The sequence below is a fragment of the Bacillus sp. JKS001846 genome (genome assembly GCF_900176455.1).
Lineage (GTDB): Bacteria > Bacillota > Bacilli > Bacillales > Bacillaceae_G > Bacillus_A > Bacillus_A cereus.
In genome coordinates this window covers 4,892,376-4,910,303 of the sequence record NZ_FWYG01000001.1, presented here as the reverse complement: position 1 = coordinate 4,910,303, position 17,928 = coordinate 4,892,376, and the positions used below count along the sequence as shown (strand labels likewise).

The following is a 17,928-nucleotide window of genomic DNA, read 5'->3' as shown; positions in this document are numbered from 1 at the left end:
AAGATAGTTAGAAAGTTCTGATTTTTATATTTGGAAGAATAAAAAGAAGCGGTTCTCTACCTCCATAGAGAACCGCTTCTATATTATTCATTGTCATTAGACGATGTTTCTGTATCTTCACTGCTATTTTTGTTCTTATTTTTCACTTCATTGTTATTTGATTCGCGTTCACTTGAATTTTCAGACTTAGATTCTTTTGTCTTTTTCGAATCAGAGTTTGAGTCAGACTTTGTATATGCAGGTAGCCCAAGATGAGTACGAAGTTCATTTGTAACATTAGCTAATTCTTTTTTATCTGGATTGTAGTAGTAAGTTCGACCACCACCAGCAGATTTGCTACAAGTATCGTCACCTTTTGCCATATAGCAATCATCACCTTGGATTTGTAATTTCTCAATTTCCGAATCCGATCCATATTTATAGAATGAAAGCATATCATCAAATGTTAAGTTTGTAACGAATTGTCCGTTAATATCATCAATGATGTTGCCAACTTTTGTTACAGAACCAACACTTGTTAGTTTCTTTAAAATAGCTTCGATAACGAGTTGTTGACGTTGTCCACGCATTGCATCACTATCGATGTGTCTTGTTCTAGCAAGAGCAAGAGCTTCTTCGCCATTTAACTTTTGAACACCTTTTTCTAGGTGAATTGCCTCTGCATTATCATTGCTATCTTGCTCAGTAAATTCAACTGGTACATCAACTTCAACACCGCCCAAGTCATCGACGATTTTTATAAATGATTTAAAGTTGAATTTTACAAAATAATCGACAGGAACATTCATTAATTTTTCAACTGCATCAATGCTTGCTTGTGGTCCACCATTTTTTCCGTTTTTAGCAGAACCGAATGCATGAGCGTGTGTAATTTTATCTTTTTTCTTTTCTATTGGAATATAAGTATATGTGTCACGTGGGATACTTAATAGTTTAACAGTTTTGCTATCTTTATTAAAAGTTGCAAGTAAAAGCGCATCTGTTCTTATAGCGTCACCATATTCTTTTCCTCGGACATCGCTTTCATCAACACCCATTATTAAAACAGAGACATTGTTCGTAATAGGTTTAACAGCTTTATCACGTAAATCAGATTTATCACCGCGTGCTAAATCGTGTGCGGCATTTCGAACAGCAGAAGATGCTTTATTTACTAAAAACCAAGTATAACCGCCGCCTATTAATAAAACGAATAGTATAGCGCTTATAATAACTTTTATTTTTTTCTTATTTTTTTTCGGGTTACTGCGTGTATTTTCTTGCAAAGATGGGTTTTGCTCCATTTCCTGTACTCCTTCATTTGGATTGAAATACGACACTCATATCCACTTATTATAATGAAATTTAGCGAAAAAAAACATTACAAATCATTTACATTTCGTAAAAATTCAATTTATTTATAAAAAGTCAGATTTTCTATATATTATTTGTCAGATGTAGAATAAGTATAAGGGCTTTTAGTAGAAATGAAAATATATATTATGAGAAAGTGATAGGGAAGTAAGATTTGTTGAAATATAGCCAAGAAGAAATGAGTAAGCTTACTTATTTTTTCTATATAATAAGGAAGAATTTGACGGATAAAGGAGAGAGCATAATGAATCATACATTATTCCGAGCAATCGTTGTGAATGAAACGGAAAATCATCAGTTTGTAAGTAAAGTTGTTGAGAGAGAAGTAAGTAGTTTACCTGAGGGAGACGTAATCATACAAGTTCATTATTCTTCATTAAATTATAAAGATGCTCTTTCAGCTACTGGTAATAAAGGTGTTACGAGAACATATCCTCATACGCCGGGAATTGATGCTGCAGGAGAAGTTGTGAGTAGTGAAGATAACTCTTTTAAGGTAGGAGATCAAGTTATTGTAACGGGATATGACTTAGGTATGAATACCTCTGGTGGTTTCGGAGAATATATTCGCGTGCCATCATCTTGGGTCGTGCCTTTACCAGAAGGAATGTCATTAAAGGAAAGTATGATGTATGGGACAGCAGGTTTTACTGCGGCTTTGTCGGTATATAAGCTTATTGGAGCAGGAATCAAGCCTAATATGGGAGATGTTTTAGTAACGGGTGCTACAGGCGGCGTAGGGAGTGTAGCTGTTAGTATATTAAGTAAGTTAGGGTTTAACGTAGTAGGAGCGACAGGAAAAATGGAAGAGAAAGATATGCTACTACGTCTAGGAGCGAAAAAAGTGATTCATCGCGCGGAATTGAATGATGAATCAGGAAGACCGATGTTAAAAGGGATATACGCCGGAGTTATTGATACTGTAGGTGGACGTATGTTAGAAACAGCTTTAAAAACAGTAAAGTATGGTGGTTGTGTAACGACATGCGGTAATGTGGCAGGTCAGGAACTACAAACAACGGTATATCCGTTTATTTTACGGGGCATAAGCCTTTTAGGGGTAGATTCCGTGCAATGTCCAGTAGATGTGAGAAGAGATGTTTGGACGCTTTTAGCGAATGAATGGGGAAATAAAGAGTTACTGTCTTATATAGAAGAATGTACATTAGAAGAATTAGAGAAGAAGTTTACACTTATATTGCAAGGAAAGTTAAAAGGAAGAACAGTTGTTAAAATATAATGAAAAAAGAGACGCTTACGTTAGCGTCTCTTTCTTATTATAATGATTGTTTTAAATTGATTTTTCCTTGTTCACCTAAAACACCGTCAGCGATATTTACAGCGTGATCGCCAATGCGCTCTAAGTTACTTACCATATCGACGAAGATGATACTTGCATCACCTGAACAGCTGCGTTCGTTTAGACGTAATACGTGACGTTTACGAAGAACACGTTCCATTTGGTCGATTTTGCGTTCTTTTGCAATAACAGTTTGAGCTAGTTCAGTATCGAAGTTTGTTAAAGCTTCAACTGAGTCTTGCAGTGTTGAAATTGTTAACTCAAGCATTTCGTTTAATTCAGCTAATGCTTCATCTGATAGTGAAACACGGTTTGAAATTTGGAAATCTACAAGTTCTACAAGGTTTTCTACATGATCACCGACACGTTCAATATCTCCAACAACACCTGCTAAAACAGAATGTTTTTCAGAATCCGTAGGTGAAAGTGGCTTTTCTGATAGTAAAACTAAATACTCGGTAATTTTTTTATCTAAATTGTTAATAGCTCCTTCTAATTGAGTAGCCATGTTTGCGTGTTTTTTGTCTTGTGTATTTAAAAATTGATTTGCTTCTTTTAATCCATGTAATGAGAACTCAGCCATACGGATAATCTCTTTTTGAGCTTCAGTTAAAGCGATGGCTGGAGATTGTTCAATAAAGATTGGATTTAAATGTTGTGGTTTGAAGTCAATCGCTGCATCTTCACCACGAATAATTTTTGTTACGATCCATGCTAACACTGCAATGAACGGGAATTGAATGATTGTATTTGTTACGTTAAATGTTCCGTGTGCAAATGCAATAGTCATTTCTGGATTCAAGTTTAATGATGTTTGGAAATATTGAATTAAACTTGTAAATGGTACTAATAAAATTGTAAAGATAATTGTACCGATAATATTAAAGATAACGTGAACTAATGCTGCACGTCTTGCGGCAATAGAAGTACCGATTGCTGCTAATACAGCTGTAATTGTTGTACCGATGTTATCACCGAATAATACAGGAAGAGCTGCTTGTAAATCGATTGCCCCTTGACCGAATAGTTCTTGTAAAATACCAATAGTTGCACTTGAACTTTGTACAATTAAAGTAAAGACTGTACCAACAACAATTCCTAAAATTGGATTATCACTCATGCTAACTGTTAATTCTTGGAATGATTCTAAAGAACGAAGAGGTTTCATACCTGCGCTCATTAATTCTAAACCGAAGAATAACATACCAAAACCGAATACAACTTGACCTACAGAATGTACTTTTTTATTTTTAAAGAAGAATAGTAAGATTGCTCCAATTGCCATAACTGGGAGAGCATATTCTCCGATTTTAATTCCGATAATAAATGCAGTAACTGTCGTACCGATGTTTGCACCCATAATAACACCGATTGCTTGTCTTAATGTCATAAATCCGGCACTTACAAGTCCGACTGTTAAAGCAGTTGTTCCTGAACTGGATTGGATTAATACAGTAACTAACATACCTGCTAGTACACCCATAAGTGGATTTGTTGTAAAACGATCTAGAATATCGCGAAGACGATCTCCAGCTGCTTGTTGCAGTCCATCGCCCATGTATTTAATCCCGAATAAGAAAATACCTAATCCACCAATGAACTGGAAGATCATATCTTGAACATTATATTCCACGCATTCCACTCCTTAAATTTCATGTACGATGTAATTATTAACTGAACCTTGAGGCACTGTAAACGGTTTGCTAGTAAAATTTACACTAAATTTACAAAGAGAAGAAAAGTTTACAATCCCTTAAAGAAACAGCTGTGTTCTATTGGTTTTCATCTTGTATAAATCTTAATTTTGTAAAGAAATCACACTTTTTAGAATAATATTGTTCAGTCGAATATTAAGGAAAGCGTCTGCGAGTTCATCGTATATTTTTTGATGAAAGTTAAAAAAATATGTAGGAAAATGCATGTAGTTTTATAACAGCAAAACGAGGGGAAATAATTCTTTTAACACGATAAAAAAGCCACTGAATTATCCAGCAGCTTTTTCCGTGTTTTTATCGCCATGCTTTTGTTTTCTTATGCTTGTAATGTAAATGAAGAGAAAAGCAATAAGTAATAGAGAGGAGTAACGATATACAGTTGCATAGTTTGTAAAATGAGCAATAAATCCAAATATAATCGCTCCAGCGCCGATTCCAAGGTCAAATGCGGAGAAGAATGTAGCCGTTGCTACGCCGCGTCGATGCGGTGCTACACGGTCAATCATCCATGCTTGTAGTGCAGGTTGGATCGCTCCAAAACCACTTCCGTAACATGCTGCAGCAATAATTAAGCTCGGAATTGTCGTCGTATACGACAATAAAATAATGCCTGTAAACGTTATAATAACTCCCGGAATGATGACGAATGTATGGCCTTTCGCATCATATAGCTTTCCAGAGAATGGACGAGTTACAGCGATTGCTAGTGCGTTACATAAAAAGAAGAGACTAATATCAGCTATGCCGACTTCTGTAGCAAATAGAGTGATAAAACTTCCGATTCCTCCGTACATTAATGTAATACATAATATTAATAATGAAGGAAGTAAAGCTTTACGCTCAATAAATCCATCGAGAAAAGTACTAGATGATTGTAGTGGAGGTTGTTTCGATTTTTGGATTTGAAGTAGTTTCGTTAATATTAATGAAACAATTGTGCACGATAATGCACATAAAAAAAGAATTGTGAAGTTATATGTTTGCATAAGCCATAGTCCGATAAGTGGACCGAGGGCCATTGCAATTGTTCCAGAAAGGCCAAAATATCCCATGCCTTCTCCGCGGCGAGCTGAGGGAATTAAATCAGAAACGACAGTTCCATATGTAGTCGTTGTAATACCGAAACCAGCTCCGTGTAAAATACGAACAGCAAGCAAGAGAAAGATAGTTGAGGCGAAAAGGTAACTGCCCATAGCGAGTAAACAGATAGCAGTACCGATCATTAAAATGATTTTTTTATTGAATTTTTGCAAGGCGTTCCCAGTTAGCGGTCTAACAAAAAGTGCCGCAACGGTAAACATGCCGACAACAAATCCGATATTGGAACTTGTGCCACCAATTTCTTTCACATAAACAGGTAAGGTTGGAATTAACATTTGAAACCCTAAAAACATACATAAGTTTGCAAAAATTAAAGCAACAAACTCTTTCGTCCATAACGGTTCTCGTTTTACGAGTATTGCTTCTCCCATATATTCATCCCCTATATAAAATTTTCTCTTTTCTTTCGAGTATATGTATTGGTCAATGCAACAGTCAAGGAAGGCGTCTTGAAAACGGATAACAATTTTTAAGATGAAAAACTGACAAATTTGTGTAAAAGCTACACAACTATGAAAAAAAGATGTAAAGTATAGATGTATAGACTTGTAGGTGTTAAGAATGATAGAAATTGTTTTTTCTTTAAAGAAAGCGGATTCAAAAGAGTAGTGAACAAGAAGGGGATATATACTTTTTCACTACATATATTTGAAAAGGTTTACAATATGATGAAGAAAGAGGCGTGTACATATGAGACGATTAGGTATTTCTATTTATCCAGAACATTCAACAGTAGAGAAAGATAAGGAGTATTTAACATTAGCAAGTAAATATGGATTTACACGTGTGTTCACATGTTTATTATCTGTGGATGGAGAAAAAGAGAAAATTATAGAAGAATTTAAAGAAACGATCTCTCATGCGAATGCATTAGGGTTCCAAGTATTAGTTGATATTAGTCCATCTGTTTTTGAACAATTAGGTATTTCGTATAATGATTTATCATTCTTCCATGAATTAGGTGCGTACGGTATTCGTTTAGATGTTGGTTTCTCAGGATTAGAAGAATCAATTATGACTTATAATCCGTATGGTTTGAAAATTGAGATTAATATGAGCAATGGTACGAAGTATGTAGATAACATTATGAGTCATAGACCAAATCGTGAAAATTTAATTGGTTGTCATAATTTTTATCCGCATCGTTATTCAGGATTATCATACGATCATTTCATTAAATGCTCGAAACAATTTAAAGATTACGGTATGAGAACGGCAGCTTTTATTTCATCATTTGATGCAACATACGGACCTTGGCCAGTAACAGAAGGGTTATGTACATTAGAGCAGCATCGTGAATTACCGATGACAACACAGGCGAAGCATTTATTCGCGACTGAATTAATTGATGATGTTATTATTGCAAACGCATATGCGTCAGAAGAAGAATTACAAGCACTAGGTGCATTAAATAAAGAGAAACAAACATTTGATATAGAAATATATGATACAACGACAGAACTAGAAAGAATTATCGTATTAGACGAACCACATTTTTATCGCGGAGATGTATCTGAATATATGATTCGTTCTACACAAAGTCGTGTGAAATATAAAAAAGAAGAATTTAAACCTCATAATACGCGCGAAATTAAGCGTGGAGATTTATTAATTGATAATGAACAATATGGCCAGTATAAAGGCGAATTACAAATTGCATTAAAAGATATGGTGAATACAGGAAAAACAAATGTAGTTGGTCGAATTGTAGAAGAAGAGATTTTCTTACTAGACTATTTACAAGCATGGGATAAATTCGGATTTACATTAAAGAAATAGAGAGAATATAAAGGGGAAAAACTACTGATTTCAGCAGCTTTTCCCCCTTTATATATAAAGAGCGAGAGGAAGAGCTATGACAAAGGTGCATCAGCGATTAATTTCTATTTTAGAGGAATTTTTAGAAGAGAAATCGATGTTAAATCGAGCTTTTTTAGCAGGCCGTTTACATGTATCAACGAAGACGATTCAAAAGGATATAAAATTATTAAATGATATATTGGAAGAAAATGGAGCGAAAATCGAATCGCAAAGAGGGAATGGGTACGAATTAGAAATTATACAAAAGAAGAAATTTGAAGACTTTTGTGTGAGTCTATTTCAAAAACAGACGGAAAAGATCCCAACTTCTTATGAAGAAAGAATAGCGTACATTCTGCAGCGTGTTTTAATGACAGAGGGATATGTGAAGCTTTCAGAATTAGCGGAAGAGATGTATGTGAGCAAATCAACGGTCAATTTAATTATGAAAGATGTTACAGATATATGTGGTTGCTATGAATTACAAATTGAGAAGAGACCGTATTATGGTATACGTATTGTTGGAGAGGAATTTAATATTCGTTCTTGTTTATCACAATATGGTTTACCGCGTTATGATCATACTCCGTTTCATGAGCAATTTGAGCAGACGGAGACATATTTATCGCTACCTCATATATCACTCATTCGTTCAATTATATTAAAGTATATTGAAGGCGGAACAATATATTTATCTGATATAGAAATTGATAATTTAGTCATTCATATTGCAATCGCATTAAAGCGTTGTCAAAGTCAACATTATATAAAAGGAATGCATGCGGAGCAATCAGAACTTATACTAAAGAAAGAATATACAATTGCGAAGCAGATTTTAGGAGATTTAGAGAAAGAGTTGAAATTTTCATTTCCAGAAGAAGAAGTATTATATGTGACGATGCATTTATTAAGTACTGCTGTTACAACGAGAGATCGCTATGAAAATGTAGAAGAGCTATTAGGGAAAGATATATATGCATTTATGCAACATATTCTTTTTAAAGTAGCGGAAGAACGGAATCTTATTTTTTATTATGATGAAGAATTATTATTTGGATTTGGTATTCATTTAAAAACGTTATTAAATCGTTTGAAGTATAAGCTAAATACGAGAAATCCTCTTTTGGCAGAAGTGAAAAAGAATTATCCGTATGCTTTTGAAATTGCGGTTCTCGTTGGAGATATCATTGGTGAATATACGGGTGAATCGATCCCTGAAAGTGAAATTGGTTATATTGCAATTCACTTCGGCGGAGCGATGAGCCGTTTGCAGGAGCAAAATCAAAAGAAAAGATGCTTATTAGTTTGTGCGACTGGTCAAGGAAGTGCACAACTATTAAAATATAAAATTTTATCACAGTTCCGAGATAAATTAGAGATTGTAGGTATTACAGGCTATTATCAATTGAAAGTAGAAGATCTTTATAAAGAAAAAATAGATTGTATTATTAGTACGATTCATATACCGAGTGGCTTGCCTGTTCCAGTTATAAAAGTGAATTCAATATTTGATGAAAAAGAGATTAAATCGATTGGTCAGCGGTTGTTTACGCATGTGAATACTAGTGTGCAGCCTTATATTAAGGAAGATTTAATCTTTTTAAATCATAATGCTTCTACGAAAGAGGATGTTATTCAGTTTTTATGTGAGAAAGCTGCTGAGAAACGCTATGTACCAGAAAACTTTTATGCTTCTGTTATGGAAAGAGAAAATACGTCTCCGACAGCGGTTGGGAATTCAGTTGCAATCCCGCATCCGATGCAGTTATTAAGTGAGGAAACTTTTCTGATGTTTTGCACACTTGAAAAGGCTGTTGATTGGGGAGATAAAAAAGTACAAGTAATTATTTTATTTAGTGTAAAGCGCAATAATAATGAAGATTTGCAAAGGCTTTATGATTTTTTATATGATATTATGTCTAGTCAAACTACGATAGAGAAACTTACTCAGACCGAGGTAATTGAAGATTTTCAAGAAATTTTATTATCATTTTGAAAAAGTATATAAAAACTTCCGTTACATAACGGAAGTTTTTTATGTTTAATTGTATGCGTTTTCATAATAAGATAAAAATATAGAAAACATATAGCTTGGGGGAATTTAAAATGGCTGATATGCAAACTCCATTTGCGTTAATTTTACATGGTGGCAATGCGAGAAGCGCGGCGCTTGAAGCAATTGCTTTTGCAAGACAAGGAGATTTCGGGAATGCCGGTGAAAAGATGAAACTTGCTAGTGAGGAAATTTCAGCAGCACACCGTATTCAAACGGATTTAATTCAAGAAGAGGCAAGAGGAAATCATGCAGAAATTAGTTTACTGTTAGTGCACGCACAAGATCATTTAATGAATGCAATTACAGTGAAAGAACTGGCTGAAGAATTTATTGCTCTTCATAAACGAGTAGAAGAGAAAGTGACCGTATAAGATGTACATTTTATTATGTTGTGCAGCAGGTATGTCAACGAGTATGGTCGTAAGAAAAATGCAAGAAGAGGCAAAGAAACAGGGGAAGAATTATAAAATTAAGGCGGTTGATTCAGAACTTGTGAAACTTGAAATAAAGGAAGCAGATGTCGTTTTAATCGGTCCACAAGTGAAATATTTATTTCCAGCTGTAGAGTTTCTTGCAAATTCATACAATATACCAGTTGCGATTATAGACCAACGAGATTATGGTATGTGTGATGGTTTGAAAGTGCTTAAGCAAGCAGAACAATTAGTTTTAGCATAATTATATCTTTTTAAATATAAACATTATAATGTTATAAAGTTTATTTCATTCTTTTATAGTAGAGAGAAAGAGGAGGGCTATTGATGAATGGGTTTATGAGTTTTATGGAACAAAAGATTATGCCAACAACGCAAAAGATTGCAGGACAACGACATTTATTAGCAATTCGAAACGGGGTTATTTCTACATTACCGTTAACGATCGTCGGATCATTTTTCGTTATCTTTTTAAATTTACCAATTGATGCATATATGGAATGGATTGCACCGTTTCGCCATATTTTAGATATTCCATTCCGATTTACAGTAGGACTAATGGCATTATACGCAGCGTTTGGTGTAGGGGCTTCGCTCGCGAACTTTTATCAGCTCAATCAGTTAAGTGCAGGGTTATTATCTGTACTCGCCTTTTTACTAGCATCAGTTGAACCAATTCAAATTACGAAAGCTGTACCAGGTGTTATTGATGCAGGGAGATATATTTCAGTAGGAACATTAAGTGCAACGTCTTTATTCGGCGCAATTGTTACAGCATTAATTGCAGTAGAAATTTATCATTTTATGATTAAGCATAATATCTCGATTAAATTACCAGATAGTGTACCACCAGCAGTTTCAAATTCGTTTGCAGCATTAATTCCAACGTTAGCAGTTATTCTTTTATTCTGGGGCATTCGCTACGGTTTGAAATTCGATGTAAATACAACAATTACATATTTAATCGCACCACTAAAATCAGTATTAGTAGGAAATAATTTATTCGGTGGTTTATTAACAGTATTCTTAATCGTGTTTTTCTGGTCATTCGGTATACATGGACCAGCGATTTTAGGACCAATTATTCGTCCGATGTGGGATTCAGCAATTCTTGAAAATATGGAAGTGTTCACGGCTACAGGAAATGCACATCAGTTACCAAACTTATTTACAGAGCAATTCATTCAATGGTTCGTATGGATTGGCGGATCAGGCTCAACGTTAGCTTTAGTAATTATGTTTATGTTCTCTAAATCTAAGTTCCTAAAAGAGTTAGGTAGATTATCATTCGTACCAGGTTTATTCAATATTAACGAACCAATTATTTTCGGTGCACCAATTGTAATGAACCCAATCTTAATTATTCCGTTCGTTATTACACCGTTAGTGACAACGACAGTATCATATTTCGCAGTTGTTTCAGGTATGATTCCACTCATGATGGCGAAACTGCCATTTACGATGTTAGCACCAATTGCAGCGGTGATTAGTACGGACTGGACAATTATGGCTGGTGTACTTGTACTTGTTAACTTTGTTATCTCGTTCGTTATTTACTATCCATTCTTCAAAATGTATGAGAAACAACAATTAGCAGGAGAGGAGAAAACAGAATGCTCGGAGCAATTATCATCTTAATTACATTCGTGGTCGGACAGTGTATTGCCCATTATTCGAAATGGGTACAAAGTAAATCTTTATTAGTGTTACTACTAGTATCAGTTTTATTTATCGGTTGTTCAATGGGTGCATATGTAATGTTAGGATTGCAATCACCGTACGTAATTATTGTACCGACAATTTTATGTGCAACGTGTTTATCTGCAAAATATAGATTTACGAGCATGGCATTAATACAACGTATGAAGGAGATGCAAAAGCATGGAGCGTAAATTAGGAATTTCACTTTACCCAGAACATTCAACGAAAGAAAAAGATATGGCTTATATTTCCGCAGCGGCACGACACGGTTTTTCAAGAATATTTACTTGTTTGTTATCTGTGAATCGTCCGAAAGAAGAAATTGTAGCTGAATTTAAAGAGATTATCAATCACGCAAAAGATAACAATATGGAAGTTATTTTAGATGTAGCTCCGGCTGTGTTTGATCAGCTTGGTATTAGTTATAGCGATTTATCATTCTTCGCGGAGTTAGGCGCAGACGGTATTCGTTTAGATGTAGGCTTCGACGGGTTAACTGAAGCGAAAATGACGAATAATCCGTACGGTTTAAAAATTGAGTTAAATGTAAGTAACGATATTGCGTACTTAGAAAATATTCTTTCGCATCAAGCGAATAAATCAGCTTTAATTGGTTGCCATAATTTTTATCCGCAAAAATTCACTGGTCTTCCGTATGATTATTTCATTCGCTGTAGTGAACGCTTTAAAAAACACGGTATTCGTACGGCAGCCTTTATTACATCACATGCTGCAAACATCGGTCCATGGGATATTAACGACGGATTATGTACGTTAGAAGAGCATCGTAACTTGCCGATTGAAGTACAAGCGAAGCACTTATGGGCAACAGGGCTTATCGATGATGTGATTATCGGAAATGCTTATGCGAGTGAAGAAGAGTTAGAGAAACTAGGAAACTTCAATCGTTACATGTTACAGCTAAAGGTACATTTTGTAGACGAAGCGACTGAAGTAGAAAAGAAAGCGACGCTGCAAGAGTTACACGTAAGACGCGGCGACATAACAGAATATATGGTACGTTCTACAGAAGTGCGTAAAAAGTACAAAGACTATGACTTCCCAGTGCGCGAAAGTGTGCTACAGGAAAGAGGGCAAGTTGTAATTGGTAATAACTCATTCGGAAAGTATAAAGGTGAACTGCAAATCATCTTGAAAGAAATGCCGATAGATGAACGGAAAAATATCGTCGGTACAATTGCGGAAGAGGAGTTATTCTTACTAGATTATGTAGGAGCTTGGACGCAGTTTACTTGTGTGGAATAGGGAAGATAGGGGGCGTTCCAAATTTTGGATCGCCTTTTTAATATTAAAGTACTTTTAATATCAAAATTTGTCGGTAAATCGATATCTCTTGTCGAATCGTTGATATATTATAAGTTACGATAGATATATTCGAAAAATCGTTGATATAATTTCATTTACTATGTCATTTTTCAGTAGTTTAATAGAGTAAAAAAAGAGCCAGCCTCAAGGATGAGACTGACTCTTTTTTACTAACTAGTTTAATACTTTAACTGTAACTGTTTTACGTCCCCAGCTACTTGATGTACCTTTATCTGGCATTAAAACGTCGATTTTATTACCTTTAATAGCTCCACCAGTATCACCAGCGATTGCTACTCCGTAACCTTCAACCCATACTTTTGAACCTAATGGAATTACACTTGGATCAACTGCAATAAGTTTCATGTTTGGATTAGCTGTTAAGTTATGACCTAAAGCTGATTTTACTTGGTCGCCTGCTTTATAACCATTTTCAAGTGGATCTGCTGTGTAAGCTGTTGCTACAACTTGGAACTCACGAGAAGAAGATTGTGTGTTTTTCTCAGTTTCTTTTGCAACAGGTTGTTGTGTAGCTGGTTTTTGAACTTTATTAGCCGCTTCACGATCAGCTGCCTCTTGAGCCTTAGCTGCTTTACGAGCTTCAGCTGCTGCCTCTTGAGCTTTAGCTGCTTCACGAGCTTCAGCATCTGCCTGAGCTTTAGCTTCTGCTTGAGCCTTAGCTGCTTCTTGAGCTTTAGCCGCTGCTTGAGCTTCAGCTGCTTCCTGAGCTTTAGCTGCTTCACGAGCTTTAGCCGCTTCTTGAGCTTTAGTTTCTGCTTGAGCTTCAGCGTCTGCCTGAGCTTTAGCTTCTGCTTGAGCCTTAGCTGCTTCACGAGCTTTAGCTGCTTCCTGAGCTTTAACTTCTGCTTGAGCTTCTGCCGCTTCACGAGCTTTAGTTGCTTCTTGAGCTTTAGCTTTTGCTTGAGTTTCAGCTACTTCCTGAGCTTTAACTGCTTCACGAACTTTAGCTGTATCTTGAACATTAGTCGTTTTTTCAACTTTAACTACTGGTTGAACTTTAACTGGTGCTTTACCTGTTAAGTAAGGAACATGAACATAAGCTGTTTTTCCGTTATATTCAAATTGAATCCAATCATTCTGTACTTGGTGTGTTGTTTCAATTACATCATCTTTTTTCAACTTACCAAGAATCTCTGAGTCTGTGTTTGCTCCAGCACGTACGTTTAATACGTTTGCTGTTACGTAGTAAGTGTCTTTTGTATAGTCAGCGCTTATGAAAGCTTCTTTACCGCTATTCAATTGAACTTTTGACCAACCATTTTCTGTATGTAAAACATTTACTTTATATCCATCTAATAATTTTCCTACAACTTTTGATTCAGTAGTTGGGTTTTCTCGTACGTTTAGTACGTCAGTCGTTACGATTGTTTCTGCTTTAGCAGATGTTGTGAAAATCCCAAGACCAAAAACCGCTGCTGTTGCTATACCCATAAATTTTTTCATAATAGCCTCCATTGCATTTGTTTTCGTTGACCTCATTATAGCAACCATTATTTTCTTATTTGCGAAAAACATAAAATTACAAAGCTTTCGTAACGGGGCATTAATATTCTGTAACAATTCCATAAATATCCTGATAGCGCTTCCTTGTTGTTTTTTGGCGTATCAGGGCATATGAAACACAAAATGAGTAGTATTTCAATTACTGTAACGTTAATAATATTACAGTAATATTTCTAGGTGATATCTATAGCGTTACGAAAGTAGCATATTTTACTGTTTGAATGGAAAATTAGTTATAAAACGATAATCTTTTTAGGCGTGAAAATATATAAATGAGGTGAAATTTAATAAAATATCGGTATAATTGTTACAAAATCAGTCGAAGTATGGAAAAAATTACGCCTTGATTTTCGTCTGTTACATAGTATTTTTGCAATAATAGAATTAGATAATAGCCTTAGTACCTATAAATAATGAAGAGTATTAGAATGATAGTTGTAACGTGAAACATATATAATAGAAGAAACTCAATTCAGTAGATAAATAAAAAACGTAAGAGTGTAAACTCCTACGTTTTTGTTTATTCATATCGTAAACATTCAATTGGATCCAGTTTGGCAGCTTTGTTAGCTGGTAGTAAACCGAATATAATACCGATTAACATGGAGATACCTACTGCAAGAAGTCCAAGTTCTTTTGAGACAACGAGTGGCCATCCAGCAAAGATTGAGACGATCCAAGCGAAGAAAATACCGAGCATGAATCCGATGAAACCACCAAGTCCTGTTAAAATACAAGATTCGATTAAGAATTGTGTTAATACTTTACCACGTGTTGCACCAAGTGCTTTACGAATACCAATCTCACGTGTACGTTCTGTTACAGATACGAGCATGATGTTCATTACACCGATACCACCAACAAGTAAGGAGATAGCAGCAATACCACCAAATACCATTTTCATCATACCGATTGATTCGTCTAGTTGTTTCGTAAATTCACCTAAGTCTTGTGCTTCGAATTTGTGCTCAAATTTAGGAGCTTTCATTTCGTTTAAGACAGAAACGGCTTGTTTTTCTACACTTTTACGTTCTGTCGGAGAGGTCATTGTTAATCTTACAGAGTCATACTCATTTACTCCTGAAATGACAGGCGCATTTTCAAGTGATGTATAACCTTCAGGCATAGGCATTCCAAAGTCGTTTTTCGTTTCGTATACACCAACTATTTTATACGGCTTTCCTTTTATATCTGTGTATTGATTTGATTCCCAACCACTACTAAATAATTTGTTGAAAGCTTCTTCATTTAATATAACAGCAGGGATTGCTTGGTTTAATTCACTGTCATTTAATTCACGACCGTGAACTAATTTTATTTTCGAATCTGTCATAAAGGCGCCTGTTCCACCTTTTAAATCAAGATTTACATCTTTTGAACCAGCAGATGCTTTTACTTTCATACTTACGTCTGGATACACATCTTTAACGCCTGGTACAGTTTGCAGACGGTTTAGCATATCAGGTGTGATTTTGGCACTATCTGTTCCGTAATCAGGATTGTTGTAGTAAATCGTTACTTCGTTATCTTTTCCTTGGCCTAATTCTTTTTTAAACTTTGCGTTTGTACCATCACCCATTGAAATGATAGTAATAATGGCACTAATACCGATAATAATACCTAACATCGTTAAAATAGAACGCATTTTATGAGCAAAGATAGAGGAAAGGGCCATGCGTATATTTTCACTCGTATTCAAAATTAACCTCTCCAATCTTGGACGATATTTCCGTCACGAATTACAATTTGACGTGCTGCAGCTTCCCCGATTTCACGGTCATGGGTAATCATAATGATTGTTGAGCCTTGTTTATTTAATTCGTAAAAGAGGTCCATAATTTGTGTGCTTGTTTTCGTATCAAGTGCTCCCGTCGGTTCATCGGCTAAAATGAATTTTGGGTTATTTACGATTGCACGTGCAACAGCGACACGCTGCTTTTGTCCACCTGATAATTCGTTCGGTAAGTGAGTAGCGCGATCAGCTAAACCGACTTTTGTTAAAGCAGCTAATGAGCGCTCGCGTCTTTCTTTTTTATCGACTCCAGCGTAAATAAGAGGTAGTTCTACATTTTGAAGCGCTGTAAGTCTCGGTAATAACATGAAGTTTTGGAATACGAATCCGATCTCTTTATTACGTACGTGTGCAAGTTCTGTTTCAGTCATGTTTGAAATATTTTGACCGGCTAGTTCGTACGTACCTGTCGTCGGTTTATCTAAGCAACCGATAATGTTCATTAATGTTGATTTACCAGAACCAGAAGGTCCCATAATAGAAGTGAATTCTCCTTGGTTCAGTGTTACGTCAATTCCGTGTAATATTTGAACGGATTCTGCACCATTTTGGAAGGATTTCGTGATGCCTTTTAAGTTAATCACTGGGCGACAACCTCCATACCATCTTTTAAGTCTTTTTCAGGTTTAGAGATAATTTCCTCTCCTTTTTTCACTCCAGAAACTTTTGCTTCGCTATCAGTCTCGAATTCAACAGTAACTGCTTGTTCTTTCGCCTTACCGTCTTTTACAACGAAGACAACATTTTTGTCACCTTTTTTCACGATACTGCTTTTCGGAACAATTGTACCAGTTGCTTCGCCAGATTTACTTGTTACGTAAACGTGGAAGCCGTTTTGTAATTCGTCACTATTATCTAATGTGACAGTGAATTGATAGTTAGAAACAGTTTTATTTTCATCCATGCTCTTTAATGGTGTAGAACCGATTTCTGTTACTTTTCCTGTCCAAGTCTTACCAGCGACAGTTTTTGATGAAACAGTTACTTCTTGCCCAACTTTCATACTAGCAAGCTCATATTCAGAAAGTTGACCTTTTACCTTAAATTGACCAGCGTGACGAAGAGTAACCCCGCTCATACCTGTTTTTTCGTCAGCAGTTTTCACAATATCATCAATTACGCCATCAGCAGGACTTGTTACAGAAAGAGTGTTTACTTTCTCTTTTGCTGCTTTAATCATTTCATCAGCTTTTTCAACTTCAAACTTTTTCATTTCAAGTTGTGATTCTAATTGCCCAACTTCAGCTTCTGATGCTTTTAATGCTTCAGCAGGAAGGTCTGCATTTTTATCTTTTTGTAATTTTTGTTTCGCCGCATCAATTTGTTTTTGGAACAACGTTACTTCTTTTTGTGCGATTTTCTTTTGCATTTCTGCTTCTGTTACACCTTGTTTAGCAGTCGGGTCATTGTATTTAAATAGAAGCTGACCTTTTTTCACTTCATCGCCTTTTTTTACAGCTAATTCATATGTTCCTTTTGTTGGATCGAATGAAATAGTTTCAATTCCATTTGGAATAACTTCGCCACCAAATTTTTGCGCGTTTTGGATTTGTTTTTCAGTTACTTTATATCCGCTATATGCCATTGCTACTTCTGAACCGCCCCCAGCAAATGCAAAGTATGATCCAGCTGCAATTCCGATTGCTACTACACTAGTAATTAACACCTTATTTTTCTTTTTCATCTATTTATCACCTTTTCGTTCGTTTTAGTATCTACATTAAGTATAGAAGAGGTGAAGAATCTGACAAATCGTTTTAGCTTACAATAACCTTACAGTTTTGTAAGGTATGAATATGTAAATGTAAGGTAGAGGTTGTCCTATT

General features: G+C 35.5%; 15 protein-coding genes. 8 read left to right on the top strand and 7 right to left on the bottom strand.

The annotated features are described in order from the left end of the window. Positions 1-83: 83 nt before the first annotated feature. On the bottom strand, positions 84-1,283 hold the full coding sequence (locus tag B9A45_RS26285; protein WP_000437430.1) for an LCP family protein: 1,200 nt from the start codon (positions 1,281-1,283) through the stop codon (positions 84-86). A gap of 314 nt (positions 1,284-1,597) precedes the next feature. Here B9A45_RS26285 and B9A45_RS26280 point away from each other — a divergent pair, with 314 nt between their 5' ends. Next, the gene (locus tag B9A45_RS26280; RefSeq protein ID WP_058840069.1) at positions 1,598-2,593 is read left to right on the top strand and encodes a YhdH/YhfP family quinone oxidoreductase; all 996 of its coding nucleotides are present in this window, start codon (positions 1,598-1,600) and stop codon (positions 2,591-2,593) included. A 37-nt stretch (positions 2,594-2,630) separates the two neighbouring features. Here the strand turns inward: B9A45_RS26280 and B9A45_RS26275 are convergent, their stop codons facing one another. Further along, positions 2,631-4,286, bottom strand: a complete 1,656-nt coding sequence (locus B9A45_RS26275; protein ID WP_000456270.1) for a Na/Pi cotransporter family protein — start codon at positions 4,284-4,286, stop codon at positions 2,631-2,633. Positions 4,287-4,637: 351 nt separating this feature from the next. Next, a complete protein-coding gene (locus B9A45_RS26270; protein ID WP_084065622.1) occupies positions 4,638-5,840 on the bottom strand; it encodes an MFS transporter in 1,203 nt (400 codons plus the stop codon). A gap of 319 nt (positions 5,841-6,159) precedes the next feature. Here B9A45_RS26270 and B9A45_RS26260 point away from each other — a divergent pair, with 319 nt between their 5' ends. From B9A45_RS26260 to B9A45_RS26230, 7 genes are all read left to right on the top strand, one after another. Then, complete coding sequence (locus B9A45_RS26260; protein WP_001253348.1) at positions 6,160-7,248, top strand: DUF871 domain-containing protein; 1,089 nt, start codon at positions 6,160-6,162, stop codon at positions 7,246-7,248. 76 nt (positions 7,249-7,324) lie between these two features. Then, on the top strand, positions 7,325-9,265 hold the full coding sequence (locus B9A45_RS26255; protein ID WP_084065451.1) for a BglG family transcription antiterminator: 1,941 nt from the start codon (positions 7,325-7,327) through the stop codon (positions 9,263-9,265). Between the two features lie 110 nt (positions 9,266-9,375). Further along, positions 9,376-9,696, top strand: coding sequence for a PTS lactose/cellobiose transporter subunit IIA (locus tag B9A45_RS26250; RefSeq protein WP_000774631.1), 321 nt, complete (start codon positions 9,376-9,378; stop codon positions 9,694-9,696). A 1-nt stretch (position 9,697) separates the two neighbouring features. Continuing rightward, positions 9,698-10,003: a PTS sugar transporter subunit IIB gene (locus B9A45_RS26245; RefSeq protein ID WP_000275642.1), complete on the top strand. Its 306-nt coding sequence runs from the start codon at positions 9,698-9,700 to the stop codon at positions 10,001-10,003. An 83-nt stretch (positions 10,004-10,086) separates the two neighbouring features. Next, entirely contained in the window at positions 10,087-11,397 is a 1,311-nt protein-coding gene (locus B9A45_RS26240) for a PTS sugar transporter subunit IIC (protein WP_001013053.1), read from the top strand. Further along, positions 11,373-11,651 carry a hypothetical protein gene (locus B9A45_RS26235; RefSeq protein WP_000900047.1) on the top strand — a complete coding sequence of 93 codons (279 nt, stop codon included), beginning with the start codon at positions 11,373-11,375 and terminating at the stop codon, positions 11,649-11,651. The genes B9A45_RS26240 and B9A45_RS26235 overlap by 25 nt, the downstream gene beginning before the upstream one ends. After that, positions 11,641-12,726 carry a DUF871 domain-containing protein gene (locus B9A45_RS26230; RefSeq protein WP_084065449.1) on the top strand — a complete coding sequence of 362 codons (1,086 nt, stop codon included), beginning with the start codon at positions 11,641-11,643 and terminating at the stop codon, positions 12,724-12,726. The genes B9A45_RS26235 and B9A45_RS26230 overlap by 11 nt, the downstream gene beginning before the upstream one ends. Before the next feature lie 234 nt (positions 12,727-12,960). Here B9A45_RS26230 and entC read toward each other — a convergent pair whose 3' ends face one another. The 4 genes from entC to B9A45_RS26210 all read right to left on the bottom strand — a co-directional run bounded on the left by entC (position 12,961) and on the right by B9A45_RS26210 (position 17,786). Continuing rightward, positions 12,961-14,373: a cell wall-binding protein EntC gene (gene entC / locus B9A45_RS26225; protein WP_000421970.1), complete on the bottom strand. Its 1,413-nt coding sequence runs from the start codon at positions 14,371-14,373 to the stop codon at positions 12,961-12,963. 457 nt (positions 14,374-14,830) lie between these two features. Then, positions 14,831-16,009: an ABC transporter permease gene (locus B9A45_RS26220; protein ID WP_001097719.1), complete on the bottom strand. Its 1,179-nt coding sequence runs from the start codon at positions 16,007-16,009 to the stop codon at positions 14,831-14,833. Between the two features lie 2 nt (positions 16,010-16,011). Further along, positions 16,012-16,686, bottom strand: a complete 675-nt coding sequence (locus tag B9A45_RS26215; RefSeq protein WP_000609104.1) for an ABC transporter ATP-binding protein — start codon at positions 16,684-16,686, stop codon at positions 16,012-16,014. Next, positions 16,683-17,786: an efflux RND transporter periplasmic adaptor subunit gene (locus B9A45_RS26210; RefSeq protein ID WP_084065447.1), complete on the bottom strand. Its 1,104-nt coding sequence runs from the start codon at positions 17,784-17,786 to the stop codon at positions 16,683-16,685. The genes B9A45_RS26215 and B9A45_RS26210 overlap by 4 nt, the downstream gene beginning before the upstream one ends. Positions 17,787-17,928: the final 142 nt, after the last annotated feature.